The following is a 15,532-nucleotide window of genomic DNA, read 5'->3' on the forward strand; positions in this document are numbered from 1 at the left end:
GTCAGCGGGACGCCTGCCCGGCGGGGACGTCCGGCAGGTCCGCGACGTCCTCCGCCCGTTCGAGCGAGCGCTCCAGCTTGCCGAGCAGCCGGGCGAGCTGGCGGCGCTCGGCCTCGGTGAGCCCGGCGAGCATGCGGCGCTCGTTGGCGAAGTGGTCGGTCACCACCGCGTTGGTGAGCGCCAGGCCCTCGTCGGTGAGGCGCGCGTGGACCACGCGCCGGTCCTCGGGGTCGCGCTCGCGCACGATCAGCCCGGCCTTCTCCAGCCGGTCCAGGCGGAGCGTGACGCCGCCGGTGCTGACCAGCGAGATCCCGGCCAGCTCCCCGGCCGTCTTGCGGTACGGGGGGCCGCTGCGCAGCAGGGTGGCCAGCACGTCGAACGCGGCCATGTTGATGCCGTGCTCCTCGAAGACCTCGGCGAGCAGCATCGAGTAGCGCAGGAAGCCGCGGTGCAGGCGGCCGAAGACCGCCAGCCCGGAGACGTCCACGTCGGGACGCTCCCGCTGCCACTGCTCGATGATCAGATCGACCGTGTCCGGCCGGTCCGCGGCCCTGCGCGCCATGTCCACCCGCCCCGCATCTCTCAGGTCCAAGACAGATCCTAGTCGGGGATTGCCCCGGTAAGTAGCTAAGTGCTAAAACATCTCTAGGCACTCATCTTGGTGCTTAAATAATTTCCCCAGCTAGGAAGGGTGAGGACGGACCATGTCAGAGCTGGATCAGTTGATCGACTCCTGTATCGCGTCGAAGGAGAGCCGGTACGAGGACTGGGACACCCTCGGCTTCCAGGCCAAGGCGGGCGAGGAGTTCCGCCGCGCCCAGATCCGCTACATCGGCTCCGGCGCCACCGGCGACCACTCCACCGACACGCGCATCCTGCCCTCGGAGCACTTCACGTTCTCCAACATGCGGCTCCCCGCCGGCGCCGTCGGCCCCGAGCACACCCACCACGACGTCGAGGAGGTCTTCTTCGTCCTGGAGGGCGAGCTGGAGGTGACCGTCCACGACGTCGAGGACGGGACCAAGACCGCCTCCCGCAACCTCGGCTACCGCGACCTCATCCGCGTGCCCGCAGGAGTGCCGCGCAGCCTGCGCAACATCGGCGACAAGGACGCCCTCTTCTGCGTCATCATCGGCGCGCGGAAGCCGCAGCTTCCCACCTACCCGCCGACCTCCGCGATGCACGGCATCACCCGGGACTGAACGGGCATGAGGCTGCGGCTGATCCGCTCCACCTGGCTGGCGGAGGGCGTCGTCCAGCTGGAGTTCGCCGACCCCGCCGGGGACGAGCTCCCCGGCTGGGAGCCCGGCGCCCACCTCACCCTCCACCTGCCGAACGGGCTGGCCCGCGAGTACTCGCTGTGCGGCGATCCGGCGGACCGCACCCGGTACGCGGTCGCGGTGCAGCACGACGCCGCGTCGCGCGGCGGCAGCGCCTACGTGCACGAGCGGCTGCGGGTCGGCGAGGTCGTCGAGGTGGACGGCCCGAAGAACAACTTCGCGCTCACCGAGGCCCCGGCGTACATGCTGATCGCGGGCGGCATCGGCGTCACTCCCGTCAAGGCGATGGCCGAGGCGCTGCACGCCCGCGGCGCCGACTGGCGGCTGTTCTACTGCGGCCGGTCGCGCACGAGCATGGCGTTCGCGGACCTCCTGGAAAGCCTGGGCGACACGATCGTGCACGCCGACGACGACTGCGGTGGCACGCCCGACCTGGGCAAGGTGCTCGCCGACCTGCCCGGGGGCGCGCTGGTGTACGTCTGCGGCCCCGAGCCGCTGCTGGCCGCGGTGGAGGCGGAGCTGGACGACCCGGCACGGCTGCGGGTGGAGCGGTTCCGCGCGCCCGAGCGGCCCGCCGCCGGTGAGCCGGCCGACGAGCCGTTCGACGTGGTCTGCGGAGGAGGCCGCCGCTTCACCGTCCAGCCGGGCGCCTCGGTCCTCGACACGCTCCGGCGGGGCGGCCTCGACCTGCCCTCGTCGTGCGAGGAGGGCATCTGCGGCACGTGCGAGACGCGCGTGCTGGCGGGCGAGCCCGACCACCGTGACTTCCTGCTCACCGACGCGGAGCGGGCCGAGGGCGGCTCGATGATGCTCTGCGTCTCGCGCTCGCGCACCCCCGAACTCGTCCTCGACCTCTGAGAGAGAACCCATGGCCCTGCGACTGGAGCCCGTACAGGCCCGCAAGCACGAGCTGACCAGCTACGAGGAGGCGCTCGCCGACGAACTGGAGGCCATCTTCGCCACGGGCGTCCACGATCTGCCCGGCGTGGTCGCCGCCCTCAACGAGACCGGGCTGCGCCCCGCGGACGGCGCCGACTGGACGGCCGAGTCGTTCACCGCGGAGATCGCGCGGCTCGGGGAGAAGGAGTAGCACCTGATGAAGCACCCTTCGGGAAACACCGCCCTCGACACGGTCGACGGCTTGGTCAAGCTCGGACTGCGCGACCGCTGGTACGCGCTGTGCCGTTCGGACGAGGTGCGGCGCGGCGCGCTCACCCGCCTGGAACGGGCCGGTGAGGAACTGCTGCTGTGGCGCGACGCCGCCGGCACCGTCCACGTGCAGGAGGACCGCTGCCCGCACCGCGGCGCCCGGCTGTCGCGCGGCGTGCACATGGGCGACCGGATCGCGTGCGAGTACCACGGCGTGCAGCTCGACGCCGAGGGCGTGGTCGTGTCCGTGCCCGGCAGCCCCGGCTGCGCGCTCGAAGGCAAGAAGCGGCTGCGCACGTTCCCGGCCGTGGAGCAGGCCGACGCGATCTTCGCGTGGTTCGGCGATCCCGAGGACGGGGCGCCCGCCCCGTTCGTGCTGCCCGAGGGCATCGGCGGCGAATGGGAGAGCTTCCTGGCGTACGTGGAGTGGGACGCCCCCTGGGTCTACTCGCTCGACAACCTCATGGACCCGATGCACGGCGCGTTCCTGCACCGCAAGTCGCACACGATGGCGGGCGGCAAGCGGGAGGCGGTCTTCCAGATCCGCGACACCGACACCGGCTTCGTCTTCGAGAAGATCGACCAGGCCGGGGTCAACTTCGACTGGTCGGAGTGGATCGACACCGCGATGCAGTGGGTGCGGCTGGAGATCCCCTACCCGGCCACCGCGGGCCCCGGCGGCCCGTTCCGCATCGTCTGCACGGCCACGCCCATCAACGAGACCCAGCACGCCGCGTTCTTCTGGCGCTGCCGCAAGGTGCAGGGCTGGGAGCGCGACGCGTGGCGGTTCCTCTACAAGGCCCGGCTGGAGGCGCGGCACTGGGCCGTCCTGGAGCAGGACCGCGTGATGGAGGAGGCCATGCCGCTGAACGCCTGGGACCGGGAGAACCTCTACCAGCACGACCTCGCCCTCGTACGGCTGCGGCGGCTCATCCGTGGTGAGGCGCAGAAACAGCTCGCCGCGCGCGAGGAGCGGGCCGCGGCGGGCCGGCGGGTGAACGCATGAACGAGCCCGCCGCACGGCTGCGTTCGCTGCGTTCGGTGGCGCTGCGCACGCCGGACGCCAGGCAGGCCGCCGAGTTCTACGAGCACGTGTGGGGCCTGGACACCGTCGAGAGCGACGGCGGTGCGGCGTGGCTGCGCGGCACCGGCCAGGAGCACCACATCCTGGAGCTGCGCGAGGCGGAGCGCAACGCCCTCGGCAAGATCGCCTTCTCGGTCGGCACACCGCGTGAGGTCGACGAGGCCGCGCGGCGGCTGACCGCGGCCGGGATCGCGCTGGTCGCCGAGCCGGGCCGGCTCGACCGGCTCGACCAGGCGGGCGGCGGCTACGGGCTGCGCTTCGCCGACCCGGAGAACCGCCTGGTCGAGCTGTCCGCCGAGGTCGAGGCCGTCGTGCCGGGGGACGCCTGCGGCCGCGAGGCGGCGCCGCGCAAGCTCGCGCATGTCGTGCTCAACACCGTCGACATCGACGCGGCGTGCGAGTTCTACACGACCGTGCTGGGCATGCGGATCTCCGACTGGTCCGAGCACCAGATGGCGTTCCTGCGCTGCAACACCGACCACCACGTCATCGCGTTCAACCAGGCGGAGTGGACGTCGGTCAACCACGTGGCCTACGAGATGCCGTCGATCGACCACTTCATGCGGGGCATCGGGCGGCTGCGGCACCAGGGCGTCACCCCGCTGTGGGGGCCGGGACGGCACGGGCCGGGCAACAACACCTTCTCCTATTTCGCCGATCCGGCCGGGCTCGTCTGCGAGTACACCTCCGAGGTGGAGCAGGTCGAGGAGGACGCCTGGCTGTGCCGCGTGTGGCGCCGCGTGCCCGAGCTGTCCGATCTCTGGGGCACCGCCGGGCCGCCGTCCAAGGACGTGCGCTCCCACATGGCCGGGATCCCCGACGCCGGACGCTGGTGGGAGAAGTGATCGCGGTCGCCGTCGTCGGCTGCGGCGCCATCGGCGGCGTCGTCGCCCGCGCCCTGGACGCGGGTGAGGTCGCGGGCGTGCGCCTGGCCGGGGTCGTCGATCCGGCCGGCGCCCCGGGGCTGCCCCAGCTCTCCCTGGAGGGGGCCATCGAAGCCGCCGACCTGGTGGTGGAGGCGGCGGGCCAGAGCGTGCTCGCCGACGTCGGGCCTCGGGTCGTCGCCGCCGGCACCGACCTGCTCGTCGTCTCGGTCGGCGCGCTGACCGACGACGCGCTGCTGGCGCGGCTGTACGGCGCGGGCGAGGGCCGCGTGCATCTGGTCACCGGCGCGATCGGCGGCCTGGACATGCTGCGGTCGGCGGCCCGGATGGGCCCGTTGGAGAAGGTCCGGATCGTCACCACCAAGAAGCCCGCGGGCCTGGTGCAGCCATGGATGGACGAGGCGGAGGCGCGCCGGGTGCGGTCGGCGGACGGCCCGGTCGAAGTACGGCGCGGGCCGGCCCGCGAGATCGCCGCCGCGTTCCCGAGGTCCACCAACGTGGCCGCCGCCGTGGCGCTCGCCGTGGGGGACTGGGACCGGGTCGAGGCCGTGGTCATGGCCGACCCGGCGGCCACGCTGACCTCGCACGTCATCACCGCCTCGGGCGCCGCGGGCGACTACCGCTTCGAGATCCGCAACCGGCCGTCGCCGGACAACCCGACGACCAGCCAGGTCGTCCCGTACGCCGTGCTCAAGGCGATCGGTGATCTCGCGGCCCGCACCGGGAGCTTCCGATGAGCGCCCCGGTGCTCCTCCTGCACGGCATCGGCGGCTGCGCCGCCTCGTTCGACGGGCAGGTCGAGGCGTTCAGGGCCGCCGGGCATCCGGTGACGGCCTGGGACGCGCCCGGTTACGCGTCCTCACCGGACCCGGCGGAGCCGCCCGGCATGTCCGGGTACGCGGCGGCAGCGGCGCGGCTCATCGGCGAGCCCGCGCACGTCGTCGGCGTCTCGTGGGGCGGCGTGATCGCGACCCGGCTGGCCGCCGAGCACCCGGGCCTGGTGCGTTCGCTGGTGCTGGCGGATTCGACGCGCGGCTCCGGCCGTACGCCGCGGGGCGCCGAGGGCATGCGGGCGCGCGCCGCCGAGCTGGAACGCCTCGGCCCCGAGGCGTTCGCCGCGCGGCGCGGACCGCGGCTGGTGTCCCCGGAGGCGCCCCCAGAGCTGGTGGACCGGGTGGTGACCGCGATGGCGCGGTCGATCAGGCTGCCCGGATACGCCTACGCGGCCGCCTCGATGGCCGAGACTGATCACAGCGACGTGCTCGGTTCGCTCGGCCTGCCCGTGCTGGTCGTCGTGGGGGACCGCGACACCGTGACCGGGCCGGCCGAGAGCGAGGCCATCGCGGCGGCCCTTCCGGACGCGCGGCTCGAACTGGTCAGGAACGCCGGCCACGTCGCCAACCAGGAGCGCCCGGACGAGTTCAACCGGATCGTCCTGGACTTCTTCGCGGAGGTGACCCGATGAAGGACCGGATCGTCGTGGTCACGGGCGCCGGGCGCGGCCTCGGACTGGAGATCGCCCGCGCCGTCGGCGCCGCCGGTGCCCGCGTGGTCGTCGCCGAACGTGACGCCGAACGCGCCGAGGCGGCGGTCGCGGATCTGATCGACGAGGGCATCGAGGCGCACCGCGTCGACACCGACGTCGCCGACGAACGGTCGGTCGCGGCGCTGGCCGCCGCGCTCGCGCCCCTCGGCCCGGTCTACGGCCTGGTCAACAACGCGGCGCTCGCCGACGGTGTGGGCGGCAGGCCGTTCTACGACATCGACCCGGCCCAGTGGGACGCGGTCCTGACCGTGAACGTGCGCGGCACCTGGCTGGTGTCGCGGGCGTTGTGGCCGTTGCTCGAACGACCCGGGCGGATCGTCAACCTGGCCTCGGACGCGGCGTTCTACGGCTCGCCCCGCCTCGCGCACTACGTGACGTCCAAGAGCGCCATCGTCGGCATGACACGGGCGATGGCGCGTGACGCGGGGCCGTACGACATCACCGTCAACGCCGTCGCCCCAGGTCTGACGCTGGGCGAGGCGGCCGGGCGAATCCCGGCGGAGCGGCACGAGCTCTACCGGCTGAACCGCGCCCTCACCCGGCCGCAGGAGCCGGGCGACCTCACCGGCGCGGTGCTGTTCCTGCTGTCGGACGCCGCCTCGTACATCACCGGCCAGACCCTCGTGGTCGACGGCGGCTTCGTCTTCAACTAAGGAGCGATCCCATGGACCTCGGACTCGCCGGGCGGGTCTACGCCGTCACCGGCGCCAGCTCCGGTGTCGGCCTGGCCACCGCGGCGCTGCTCCTGGCCGACGGAGCGCACGTGGCGGCCTTTGCCCGCGACGCGGGACGGCTTTCGGCCGCGCTCGACGCCCTGCCGAGGGCGGCGGAGGCACGGGTGTACGCGCGTTCGTGCGACGTGCTGGACGGCGCGGCGGTGGCGGAGTTCATCGACGGGGCGGCCGCGGACCTCGGCGGGCTCGACGGCGTGGTCAACAACGCGGGCCGGTCGCTGATGGCGCCGGTCGCCGAGACCACTGAGACGCAGTGGCGCGAGGAGTTCGAGCTGAAGATCTTCAGCGTGCTGAACGCCGTCCGGGCCGCCGAGCCGCACCTGCGCCGGTCGGACGCGCCCGCCATCGTCAACGTGAACGCCGTCCTGGCCCGCCAGCCCGAACCGCGGCTCGGCGCCACCTCGGCGGCACGCGCGGCGCTGCTCAACCTCACCAAGACCCTCTCGGTGGACCTCGCGCCGATCCGGGTCAACTCGGTGTGCCTCGGGCTCATCGACACCGGCCAGTGGCGGCGCCGCCACGAGGCGGCGGGCACCGCCCAGACCTACGAGGAGTGGACCGGCGCGCTGGCCGCCGACCGGGGCATCGCCCTCGGCCGTCTCGGCACCGCCGACGAGGTCGCCCATCCCATCGTCGCGCTGCTGTCGCCGCGCGCGTCCTACATCACCGGAACGTCCATCGACGTCGGCGGAGGAGTGTCCAGATATGTCTAACGGTGGCGACCTGCTCGTCCAGGTCCTCCGCGAACACGGGGTCGGCACCGTCTTCGGCGTCGTCAGCGTGCACAACCTGCCGCTGGTCGAGGCGGTGTCGCGCGACCTGCGGTTCGTGGCCGTGCGCCACGAGGCCGCCGCGGTCAACGCCGCCGACGCCCACGCCCGCGTCTCCGGCGGCCTGGGCTGCGCGCTCACCAGCACCGGCACGGGGTCGGGCAACGCCGCCGGGTCGCTGATCGAGGCGCTGTCGGCCGGGAGCCGGGTGCTGCACGTGACCGGCAACATCGACAGCGGGTTCCTCGGCCAGGGGCGCGGGGTCATCCACGAGACCAAGGACCAGCTGGGCATGCTGACCGCCGTCTCCAAGCACGCGGTGACCGTGACCTCGGCCGAGGTGGCGGGGGAGGTGCTGCGCGAGGCCGTGCGCCGGGCGCTCGCCCTTCCGCAGGGGCCGGCGAGCGTCGAGTGGCCGATCGACCTGCAGTACGCGGCGCAGACCGGCCTCGCCGCCGTCGAACCGGCCGCCTCCGAGGCTCCCGTCGTCTCCGGTGAGGCACTGGCGGAGGCGGCCCGGCTGATCGCGGAGGCCCGCCGGCCGGTCATCTGGGCCGGGGGCGGCGGCCGCGGCGCCGGGGCGGAGCTCAGGGCCCTGGCCGGGCGGCTCGGCGCCCCGATCTTCACCTCGAACGCCGGACGCGGCGCGGTGCCCGAGGACGACGAGCTCGTCATCGGCAACTTCGCGGCCGCCCCCGCCGCGCAGCCGCTGCTCGGCGACGCCGATCTGCTGATCAGTGTCGGCACGCACTTCCGGTCCAACGAGACCCGGCATTACAAGCTCGCGCTCCCCGCCCGCCACATTCAGATCGACGTGGACGCCGCCGCGCTGGGCCGTGCCTATCCCGCGACCATCGGGCTGCATGGAGAGGCGTCCCGCACGCTCGGCGATCTGGCGGCCGTGCTGCCGGCCGGCGCCGGGGCCGAGGACGGCTGGCGCGGACGGGGCGCGGCGACCCGGCGTGCCGTCCGGGAGCGGCTCCGGGCCGACATCGGCCGGTACGCGCTCGTCAACGACGCGATCCGCGACCACCTCGACCCGGCGTCGCCGATCGCCCGCGACGTCACGATCCCGTCGAGCCAGTGGGGCAACCGCCTGCTGCCGATCCTCGATCCCGCCACCAACGTCTTCCCGCTCGGGGGCGGCATCGGGCAGGGCCTGGCCATGGGCATCGGCGCGGCGACGGCCCGGCCGGACGTGCCCACGCTCGTGATCGCCGGTGACGGCGGTCTCGCGGTGCACCTGGGGGAGCTGGCGACGCTCGCCCAGGAGCGTCCGTGGCTGGTGCTGCTGGTCTTCAACGACGGCGGCTACGGCGTGCTGCGCAACATGCAGGACGCCCATATGGAACGTCGCTCGGGCGTGGACCTGTTCACTCCCGACTTCGGGGCCCTGGCCGCCGCCATGGCGATGCCGTACGCGATCGTCCAGGACGCCGAAGCCTTCCCGGAGGCGTTCGCCAAGGCCGTCGCCGCTCATGAGCCCTATCTGCTGGAGGTGGACGTGACGTCGGTCGGGCCCACGCCCGTGCCGTTCGTGCCCCCCGTCCCGCTGCCCGAGGAGGGCTGATGGGGCATCTCTCGCACGGCCCCGCCAACCGAGGGCGGCGCGTGCTGCAGACCGCGGCGCCGCTGTTCGTCCGGGAGCCGTGGGCCCCGGGACCGCCGCGCGGCGGCGTGATCGTCCTCCACGACGTCTTCGGGGTCACCGAGTACGCCGAGGACGCCTGCCGCCGGCTGGCCCGGGACGGCTGGCTGGCGGTCTCCCCGTACCTCTACTACGAGCACGGCGGCCCGGCGTTCGACGCGGGCGACCTCGCCGTCGCGCGGCGCGAGATGGCGGGCCTGCGGGCCGAGGACCTCACCGCCGACATCGAGGGTGCCATCTCCTACCTGCGGGAACGCGGCGCCCCGAAGATCGCCGTGGTGGGCTTCAGCATGGGCGGGCACTTGGCCACCTGGGCCGCGGCCCAGGCCGGGGTGGCGGGCGCGGTGGCAGTGAGCCCGTCCGGGTTGGAGCGCGCTCCCTGGGACGGCCTGCCGCCGCTGGAACTGCTCTTGGCCGACCGCAAGGCGCCCTGGCTGGGCGTCGCCGGAGAGGAGGACCGACGGCTCCCTGCGGACGCGGCCGAGCGGCTCCGGCTGGCCCTCACCGCCCCCGGCCCGCCCGCCGAACTGGTGGAGATCCCGGGGGCCGGACACGGCTTCTACCGGCCCGGGCGGACGGGCTTCGATCCGGAGGCCAGCGCCGAGAGCTGGCGTCGGATTCGCGATTTCCTGCGAACTATCTCGTAGCCAAGATAATTCGGCCAGCAAGAAATCAAGTAGTTACCTACAAATCATTGACCACAAAGATTCTTAGCGCTTAGTGTCTCCGCAACGCCCCCGCCACCAGGGCACTTGGCCACGGCCTACCCCGTGACCAGGCAGAATGGGAGAACGTATGACCATCACCTCGAGCACGCCGACCGTGGCGTCGATCGCCGCCCGGATGGAGCGGCTTCCCACCTCACGCTGGCATGTCAAGGTCCGGACGCTCATCGGGGTCGTCACCTTCTTCGAGGCCTTCGACCAGCTGCTGGTCGCCTCGGCGATGCCGGTCCTGATCAAGGAGTGGGGGCTCAGCACCGGCCAGGTCACGCTCGCGATCACCTCCGGCTCGGTCGGCATGCTGCTGGGCGCGCTGGTGTCGGGCTGGCTGGCCGACCGGGTCGGCCGGGTGCGCATGGTCGCGCTCGGCGTGGTCATCACCGGCCTGGCCAGCCTGGCCATCGCGTTCGCGCCGAGCTTCGCCTGGCTGGTCGTCCTGCGGTTCGTGCAGGGGCTCGGCATCGGCGGCGAGGTGCCGGTCGCCGCGACGTACGTCAGCGAGATCGCCAAGGCCAAGCACCGGGGCCGCTTCGTCCTGCTCTACGAGCTGGTCTTCCCCGCGGGCCTGTTCACCGCGACGCTGGTGGCCGCCTGGGTGGTGCCCAACTGGGGCTGGCGGGCCCTGTTCGTGATCGGCGCCGTTCCCGCCCTGGCCATCGCGTTCATGCAGCGCGGCGTTCCCGAGTCCCCGCGCTGGCTGGCGGCCAAGGGACGGCTCGCCGAGGCCGACCAGGTGGTGACCAGGATCGAGACCGAGGTCTCGCGGACCGCCGGGACGCTGCCCGAGCCCGCCCCGGCCACGGGCCCGGCGGCCGTCGAACCGCGCGGCACCCTGCGCGACCTGGTCTCCGGCGTCTACCTGCGGCGCACGGTCGTCGTCTCGGCGCTGTGGTTCTTCGGCTACTTCGTCAACTACGGCATCACGGCCTGGCTGCCGACCCTCTACACCAAGGTCTTCCACGTCTCGATCGACACGGCCCTCCACTACAACCTGTGGACCAACGCGGCCGGATTCCTCGGCTGCCTCACCGTCGCCCTGGTGATCGACAAGGTCGGCCGCCGCTGGGCGCTCGCGACCGGCCTGGCCGGCTCGGCCGCAGCGCTGGTCACGCTCGGCGCGCTCGGCGCGGTCTCGGCGAGCCAGGTGGCGGTCTGGGCCTCGGTCGCGGCGTTCTTCGTCTTCGCCACGAACGTGACCCTCTACCTCTACACCCCGGAGCTGTATCCGACCCGCAGCCGCGCGCTGGGCTGCTCGATGGGCGGCGTCTTCAACCGCGCCGGCGTCATCCTCGGCCCGATCGTGGTCGGCAACCTGGTGTCGGGCGGCGCGAGCAGCGCCACGATCTTCGCGATGCTCGGCGGGGTCGCGCTCGCCGGGGCGGTCGCCGCGCTGTTCGCCGTCGAGACGCGCGGTCGCACGCTCGAACAGCTCTCGCCTGACCTGAAGTGATTCCGTCGCCGGGCCGGTTGTTCTAGCGTTCATCTCGGCGCGAACGACTTCTGGAGGACCGATGGAGACCGGCCCGGCGTACACCCCGCTCACCCCGCTGTCGTTCCTCAAACGATCGGCGGAGGTCTTTCCAGGCAAGACCGCGATCTCCTACGGGGAACGCGGCGAGAGCTACGCGACGTTCGCCGCCCAGGTCAACCGGGTGGCGCAGGGCCTGCGGGCCCTCGGCGTGGAGCCGGGCGACCGGGTCGCCTACCTCGCGCCCAACGTGCCGGAGATGCTCATCGCGCACTTCGCCGTTCCGCTGGCGGGGGCCGTCCTCGTCGCGATCAACACCCGGCTCGCGCCGGAGGAGGTCCGTTACATCCTCGACCACAGCGGCGCGAAGGTCCTGGTCGTCGACTCCGGCCTGCATCGGGCGGTGGCGCCGCTGGTCGGCGGTCTCGCCACCGTCCGGCAGATCGTGACCGTCATCGACCCGGCGTCCGGCGCGGCGCCCGATCCGGTCGTCGGCGGCATCGGCTACACCGACCTGGTGGCCCAGGGCTCGGACGACCCGCTGCCCTGGGAGGTCGCCGACGAGAACGCGGCCATCTCGATCAACTACACGTCCGGCACGACCGGGCGGCCCAAGGGCGTCGTCTACACGCACCGCGGCGCCTACCTCAACGCGCTCGGCGAGGTGACGCACTCGCGGCACACCCCCGACAGCGTCTACCTGTGGACGCTGCCCATGTTCCACTGCAACGGCTGGTGCACGCCGTGGGCGCTCGCCGCCATCGGCGGCACGCAGGTCTGCCTGCGGGCGGTCGACGCCGAGCGCATCTGGCGGCTGATCGACGACGAGGGCGTGACCCACCTGAACGGGGCGCCCACGGTCCTGGTGACGATCGCGAACGCCCCGCAGGCCCACCCGCTCGAACGGCCGCTGGTGGTGACCACGGCCGGGGCGCCGCCGAGCCCGACGATCATCGGCCAGATGGAGGGCCTCGGCGCCCGGATCGTGCACGTCTACGGCCTCACCGAGACCTACGGCCCCTACTCGGTCTGCGAGCCGCAGCCGGGCTGGGCCGGGCTGGAGGCCGCCGAGCGCGCCCGCCTGCTGGCCCGCCAGGGCGTCGGGATGCTCCAGACGGACGGGCTGCGCGTCGTGGACGCGGGCGACAACGACGTGCCGTGGGACGGGGAGACGCTCGGCGAGATCGTCATGCGCGGCAACAACGTCATGGCGGGCTACTACCGCGACGAGGAGGCCACGGCCAGAGCGTTCCGGGGCGGCTGGTTCCACTCCGGCGACCTCGGCGTCCGCTTTCCCGACGGCTACGTGGAGCTGCGCGACCGGTCGAAGGACATCATCGTGTCCGGCGGCGAGAACATCTCCACCGTCGAGGTCGAGCGTGCGATCGACTCCCATCCCGCCGTGCTGGAGGTCGCGGTCGTCGCGGTGCCCGACGAGAAGTGGGGCGAGCGGCCCAAGGCCTTTGTGATCACGCGGCCGGGGGCGTCGGTCACGGCGGAGGAGCTGGTCGAGCACGTGCGGGGACGGCTGGCGCGCTTCAAGGCACCCGACCGGATCGAGTTCGTGACGGAGCTGCCCAAGACCTCCACCGGGAAGATCCAGAAGTTCCAGCTCCGCGAGAAGGAGTGGGCCGGGCACGACCGGCGCGTCCAGGGCTGAGTCGGACGCCCGAATCCCGCGCGGATGTGCATAGCCCGCCGAGCGGGGGAATGCCCGCTACGGACCCTGATCGAGATCGGAGGGGGCGGGATGCCTGCCACCGGGAACGTGCTGATCGTGGGGGCGGGCCCGACCGGGCTGCTCCTCGCCGGAGACCTGGCGAGCGCGGGCGTCGCCTGCACGGTGCTGGAGCGGCGCGCGGGAGAGCTCAACCTGACCCGCGCGTTCGCGGTGCACGCGCGCACCCTGGAGCTGCTCGACGCGCGCGGCGTGGCCGAGGAACTCGTCGCCACCGGGCAGCGGGTCAGGCGCGTCACCCTGTTCGGGCGGGCCGCGCTCGACCTCGGTCGGTTGCCGAGCCGGTTCCCGTACGTGCTGATCACGCCGCAGTACGAGACCGAACGGGTGCTGGAGGAGCGTGCGCTGGCCGCGGGCGCCGAGATCGTGCGCGGCGCCGAGGTGACGGGCCTGCGGCAGGACGCCGGCGGCGTCGAGGTGGACGTGCGGTACGGCGACGGCACGACCGGCACGCGCCGCGCCGCGTACGCCGTCGGCACCGACGGGGCCGGCAGCACGGTGCGCCGGGCCCTGGACCTGCCGTTCCCCGGCGGCTCGGTGATCCGTTCGGTGATGCTGGCCGACGTGCGGCTGGCCGCCGCGCCGCGCGAGGTGCTGACGGTCGGCGCGTCCGGTGACGCCTTCGCGTTCCTCGCGCCGTTCGGCGACGGCTGGTACCGGGTCATCGCCTGGAACCGGCACCACCAGGTGCCCGACACCGAGCCGGTCGACATGGACGAGCTCCGCGACGTCGTGCGCCGCGCCCTCGGCACCGACCACGGCATCCACGGCGAGCGCTGGACCTCCCGGTTCCACAGCGACGAGCGGCAGGTGCCGCGCTACCGGTCCGGCCGGGTGTTCCTCGCCGGCGACGCCGCGCACGTGCACTCCCCGGCGGGCGGGCAGGGCATGAACGTGGGGCTGCAGGACGCCGCCAACCTCGGCTGGAAGCTCGCCGCCGAGCTGGAGGGCTGGGCGCGGCCCGGCCTGCTGGACACCTACGACGAGGAACGGCATCCGGTGGGGCGGCTGGTGATCCGCGGCAGCGGCGCGGTGCTGCGCGCGGCCCTCGTCGAGCCGCCCGCCCTCCAGGTCGCGCGCAACGTCGCCGCGGGCGTGGTGACACGGGTGCGGCCGGTGGCCCGGGGCCTGGCCCGCGCGGTCTCCGGCATCGCGGTGTCCTACCCGGCGCCGCCCGGCGCCCATCGCCTGATCGGCAGGCGGGCGCCCGACGTCCCGCTGTGCGGCAAGCCGCCGAGGCTGTACGAGGCGCTCCGGGAGGGGCGGTTCGTCCTGGTCGTGGCGGCGAACGACCCGGCGGTGACCTACCTGGTGGCCCGGTGCTGGAGCGACCGGGTGCACTGCGACGTCGCGAACGGCGTCACCCGCACGACGGCGCTGGTCAGACCTGACGGCTACGTCGCCTGGGCGACCGGCGAGACGGCCCCCGACCGGCGCGCCGCCGCCATCCGCACGGCGCTCGCGCACTGGTGCGGCGCCCCGATCGACCACCATCACTCGCCCGGCCACCACTCACACGGCTCAGGGAGCCTGCTGGGGTGAGGCGGGCTGCCGGAACGAGAGCCGTCCGGCGGCGAGCCAGCGCACCTCGGTGTCCTTGGCGATGAGGAACTCGGGTTCGCCGCCCGCGGCGGCGGCCCGGACGCCGACCACGCGCCAGCCGGGGCTGTCCTCGCCTTCGAGCACGGTGGCGAGCAGGCCGGGCGGCAGCGCGACCAGCTCGGCCGGCCGCCTGGAGGCGATGCCGCGGGCCAGCGCGTCGCCCGCCGCGACGACCGACCAGATGAACCCCGCCCCGAGCACGAACGCCAGCTTCTGGGCGCTGGACAGGCCGTGCCACGGGCCGCTGTCGCCGAGCTGGTCCAGCAGAAGGAACACGCCGACGAGCGCGACGGCGACCGCGCCCAGGCCGCGGGTGACCAGCAGCGTCCCTGCCTTGATGGACGCGTTGGCCGGATCGCCGGCGACCATTTTCCTGATCTTGTCGATGGGTGTTTCCGCCATGATCGCCTCCACGGGCCGGGGGGTGCCTGGTCCAGCGTCGCACCGGGCCCCGGCCCGTGAAAGGCGTTCCGCCGCCGCGGGTCAGAAGCGGCGGTTCTCCTGGCCGATGCCGAGCTCGCCGGTCACGTCGGCAAGGTTCTCGTACTGCCGGTCCGGCAGGTTCCGGAGCGCGTCGACGTCCTCGTCGGGCGCGCCCTGTCCGGCGGCGTGCTCGGCGATCTCGCTGGCCGACGCCGGGTAGCGGACGCCGACGATCACACGTGCGAACTCGGCGCGCCGCTCCACGTCCGCCGGCGTCATGCCGGGCGGCGTGCCCTCCGCCGGAGGGCTGTCGGAGGTCGGATCACGGCCGGAGTCGTCGGACACCGGCTCGGGTTCCTTGAACTCCTCCACGTGCGTGGGCCTGCCTCCCCGCACCATCCCCTCCGTCTCGTGCTCCAGCTGGTCGTCCAGCCTGGGCCCGTGTTTGCCGCTCATCTCGGCCATGGCGTTCTCCCTTCTCGGA

At 73.3% G+C, this 15,532-nt stretch carries 17 protein-coding genes; 14 read left to right on the forward strand and 3 right to left on the reverse strand.

Annotated features, from left to right (window positions below; genetic code table 11):
* Position 1 precedes the first annotated feature (1 nt).
* Entirely contained in the window at positions 2-592 is a 591-nt protein-coding gene (locus ABD333_RS41115; protein WP_344548056.1) for a MarR family winged helix-turn-helix transcriptional regulator, read from the reverse strand.
* Positions 593-704: 112 nt separating this feature from the next.
* Here ABD333_RS41115 and ABD333_RS41120 point away from each other — a divergent pair, with 112 nt between their 5' ends.
* The 14 genes from ABD333_RS41120 (at position 705) to ABD333_RS41185 (ending at position 14,565) form a co-directional block, all read left to right on the forward strand.
* Positions 705-1,202, forward strand: coding sequence for a cupin domain-containing protein (locus tag ABD333_RS41120; protein ID WP_344548057.1), 498 nt, complete (start codon positions 705-707; stop codon positions 1,200-1,202).
* 6 nt (positions 1,203-1,208) lie between these two features.
* A complete protein-coding gene (locus ABD333_RS41125) occupies positions 1,209-2,138 on the forward strand; it encodes a PDR/VanB family oxidoreductase (RefSeq protein ID WP_344548058.1) in 930 nt (309 codons plus the stop codon).
* Positions 2,139-2,148: 10 nt separating this feature from the next.
* On the forward strand, positions 2,149-2,370 hold the full coding sequence (locus tag ABD333_RS41130; protein ID WP_344548059.1) for a recombinase-like helix-turn-helix domain-containing protein: 222 nt from the start codon (positions 2,149-2,151) through the stop codon (positions 2,368-2,370).
* 6 nt (positions 2,371-2,376) lie between these two features.
* Positions 2,377-3,435, forward strand: coding sequence for a Rieske 2Fe-2S domain-containing protein (locus ABD333_RS41135; protein WP_344548060.1), 1,059 nt, complete (start codon positions 2,377-2,379; stop codon positions 3,433-3,435).
* Complete coding sequence (locus ABD333_RS41140; RefSeq protein WP_344548061.1) at positions 3,432-4,358, forward strand: VOC family protein; 927 nt, start codon at positions 3,432-3,434, stop codon at positions 4,356-4,358. Before ABD333_RS41135 ends, ABD333_RS41140 begins: the two co-directional genes overlap by 4 nt.
* Positions 4,346-5,134, forward strand: a complete 789-nt coding sequence (locus tag ABD333_RS41145; protein WP_344548062.1) for an aspartate dehydrogenase domain-containing protein — start codon at positions 4,346-4,348, stop codon at positions 5,132-5,134. Before ABD333_RS41140 ends, ABD333_RS41145 begins: the two co-directional genes overlap by 13 nt.
* A complete protein-coding gene (locus ABD333_RS41150) occupies positions 5,131-5,862 on the forward strand; it encodes an alpha/beta fold hydrolase (protein WP_344548063.1) in 732 nt (243 codons plus the stop codon). The genes ABD333_RS41145 and ABD333_RS41150 overlap by 4 nt, the downstream gene beginning before the upstream one ends.
* A complete protein-coding gene (locus tag ABD333_RS41155; protein WP_344548064.1) occupies positions 5,859-6,596 on the forward strand; it encodes an SDR family oxidoreductase in 738 nt (245 codons plus the stop codon). Before ABD333_RS41150 ends, ABD333_RS41155 begins: the two co-directional genes overlap by 4 nt.
* 11 nt (positions 6,597-6,607) lie before the next feature.
* Positions 6,608-7,390, forward strand: coding sequence for an SDR family oxidoreductase (locus tag ABD333_RS41160; protein ID WP_344548065.1), 783 nt, complete (start codon positions 6,608-6,610; stop codon positions 7,388-7,390).
* Positions 7,383-9,017: a thiamine pyrophosphate-binding protein gene (locus tag ABD333_RS41165; protein ID WP_344548066.1), complete on the forward strand. Its 1,635-nt coding sequence runs from the start codon at positions 7,383-7,385 to the stop codon at positions 9,015-9,017. The genes ABD333_RS41160 and ABD333_RS41165 overlap by 8 nt, the downstream gene beginning before the upstream one ends.
* Positions 9,017-9,742 (forward strand): dienelactone hydrolase family protein, encoded by a 726-nt coding sequence (locus ABD333_RS41170; protein ID WP_344548067.1) that lies wholly within the window; start codon positions 9,017-9,019, stop codon positions 9,740-9,742. Before ABD333_RS41165 ends, ABD333_RS41170 begins: the two co-directional genes overlap by 1 nt.
* Before the next feature lie 148 nt (positions 9,743-9,890).
* The gene (locus ABD333_RS41175) at positions 9,891-11,267 is read left to right on the forward strand and encodes an MFS transporter (RefSeq protein ID WP_344548068.1); all 1,377 of its coding nucleotides are present in this window, start codon (positions 9,891-9,893) and stop codon (positions 11,265-11,267) included.
* A gap of 61 nt (positions 11,268-11,328) precedes the next feature.
* The gene (locus ABD333_RS41180) at positions 11,329-12,945 is read left to right on the forward strand and encodes an acyl--CoA ligase family protein (RefSeq protein WP_344548069.1); all 1,617 of its coding nucleotides are present in this window, start codon (positions 11,329-11,331) and stop codon (positions 12,943-12,945) included.
* 90 nt (positions 12,946-13,035) lie between these two features.
* Positions 13,036-14,565 (forward strand): FAD-dependent monooxygenase, encoded by a 1,530-nt coding sequence (locus tag ABD333_RS41185; RefSeq protein ID WP_344548070.1) that lies wholly within the window; start codon positions 13,036-13,038, stop codon positions 14,563-14,565.
* Here ABD333_RS41185 and ABD333_RS41190 read toward each other — a convergent pair.
* Positions 14,545-15,027, reverse strand: a complete 483-nt coding sequence (locus tag ABD333_RS41190; RefSeq protein ID WP_344548071.1) for a hypothetical protein — start codon at positions 15,025-15,027, stop codon at positions 14,545-14,547. The genes ABD333_RS41185 and ABD333_RS41190 overlap by 21 nt on opposite strands.
* An 81-nt stretch (positions 15,028-15,108) precedes the next feature.
* Positions 15,109-15,513, reverse strand: a complete 405-nt coding sequence (locus ABD333_RS41195) for a DUF2795 domain-containing protein (RefSeq protein WP_344548072.1) — start codon at positions 15,511-15,513, stop codon at positions 15,109-15,111.
* Positions 15,514-15,532: the final 19 nt, after the last annotated feature.

The sequence above is a fragment of the Actinomadura fulvescens genome, from assembly GCF_039533225.1.
GTDB lineage: Bacteria > Actinomycetota > Actinomycetes > Streptosporangiales > Streptosporangiaceae > Spirillospora > Spirillospora fulvescens.

Excerpts from the sequence above, each read along its gene's own strand:
- ABD333_RS41175 (WP_344548068.1), top strand. The coding sequence starts at position 9,891 with ATGACCATCACCTCGAGCACGCCGACCGTGGCGTCGATCGCCGCCCGG.
- ABD333_RS41185 (WP_344548070.1), top strand. The coding sequence starts at position 13,036 with ATGCCTGCCACCGGGAACGTGCTGATCGTGGGGGCGGGCCCGACCGGG.
- ABD333_RS41165 (WP_344548066.1), top strand. The coding sequence starts at position 7,383 with ATGTCTAACGGTGGCGACCTGCTCGTCCAGGTCCTCCGCGAACACGGG.
- ABD333_RS41195 (WP_344548072.1), bottom strand. The coding sequence starts at position 15,513 with ATGGCCGAGATGAGCGGCAAACACGGGCCCAGGCTGGACGACCAGCTG.
- ABD333_RS41180 (WP_344548069.1), top strand. The coding sequence starts at position 11,329 with ATGGAGACCGGCCCGGCGTACACCCCGCTCACCCCGCTGTCGTTCCTC.
- ABD333_RS41125 (WP_344548058.1), top strand. The coding sequence starts at position 1,209 with ATGAGGCTGCGGCTGATCCGCTCCACCTGGCTGGCGGAGGGCGTCGTC.
- ABD333_RS41160 (WP_344548065.1), top strand. The coding sequence starts at position 6,608 with ATGGACCTCGGACTCGCCGGGCGGGTCTACGCCGTCACCGGCGCCAGC.
- ABD333_RS41140 (WP_344548061.1), top strand. The coding sequence starts at position 3,432 with ATGAACGAGCCCGCCGCACGGCTGCGTTCGCTGCGTTCGGTGGCGCTG.
- ABD333_RS41120 (WP_344548057.1), top strand. The coding sequence starts at position 705 with ATGTCAGAGCTGGATCAGTTGATCGACTCCTGTATCGCGTCGAAGGAG.
- ABD333_RS41150 (WP_344548063.1), top strand. The coding sequence starts at position 5,131 with ATGAGCGCCCCGGTGCTCCTCCTGCACGGCATCGGCGGCTGCGCCGCC.
- ABD333_RS41155 (WP_344548064.1), top strand. The coding sequence starts at position 5,859 with ATGAAGGACCGGATCGTCGTGGTCACGGGCGCCGGGCGCGGCCTCGGA.
- ABD333_RS41130 (WP_344548059.1), top strand. The coding sequence starts at position 2,149 with ATGGCCCTGCGACTGGAGCCCGTACAGGCCCGCAAGCACGAGCTGACC.
- ABD333_RS41135 (WP_344548060.1), top strand. The coding sequence starts at position 2,377 with ATGAAGCACCCTTCGGGAAACACCGCCCTCGACACGGTCGACGGCTTG.
- ABD333_RS41190 (WP_344548071.1), bottom strand. The coding sequence starts at position 15,027 with ATGGCGGAAACACCCATCGACAAGATCAGGAAAATGGTCGCCGGCGAT.
- ABD333_RS41170 (WP_344548067.1), top strand. The coding sequence starts at position 9,017 with ATGGGGCATCTCTCGCACGGCCCCGCCAACCGAGGGCGGCGCGTGCTG.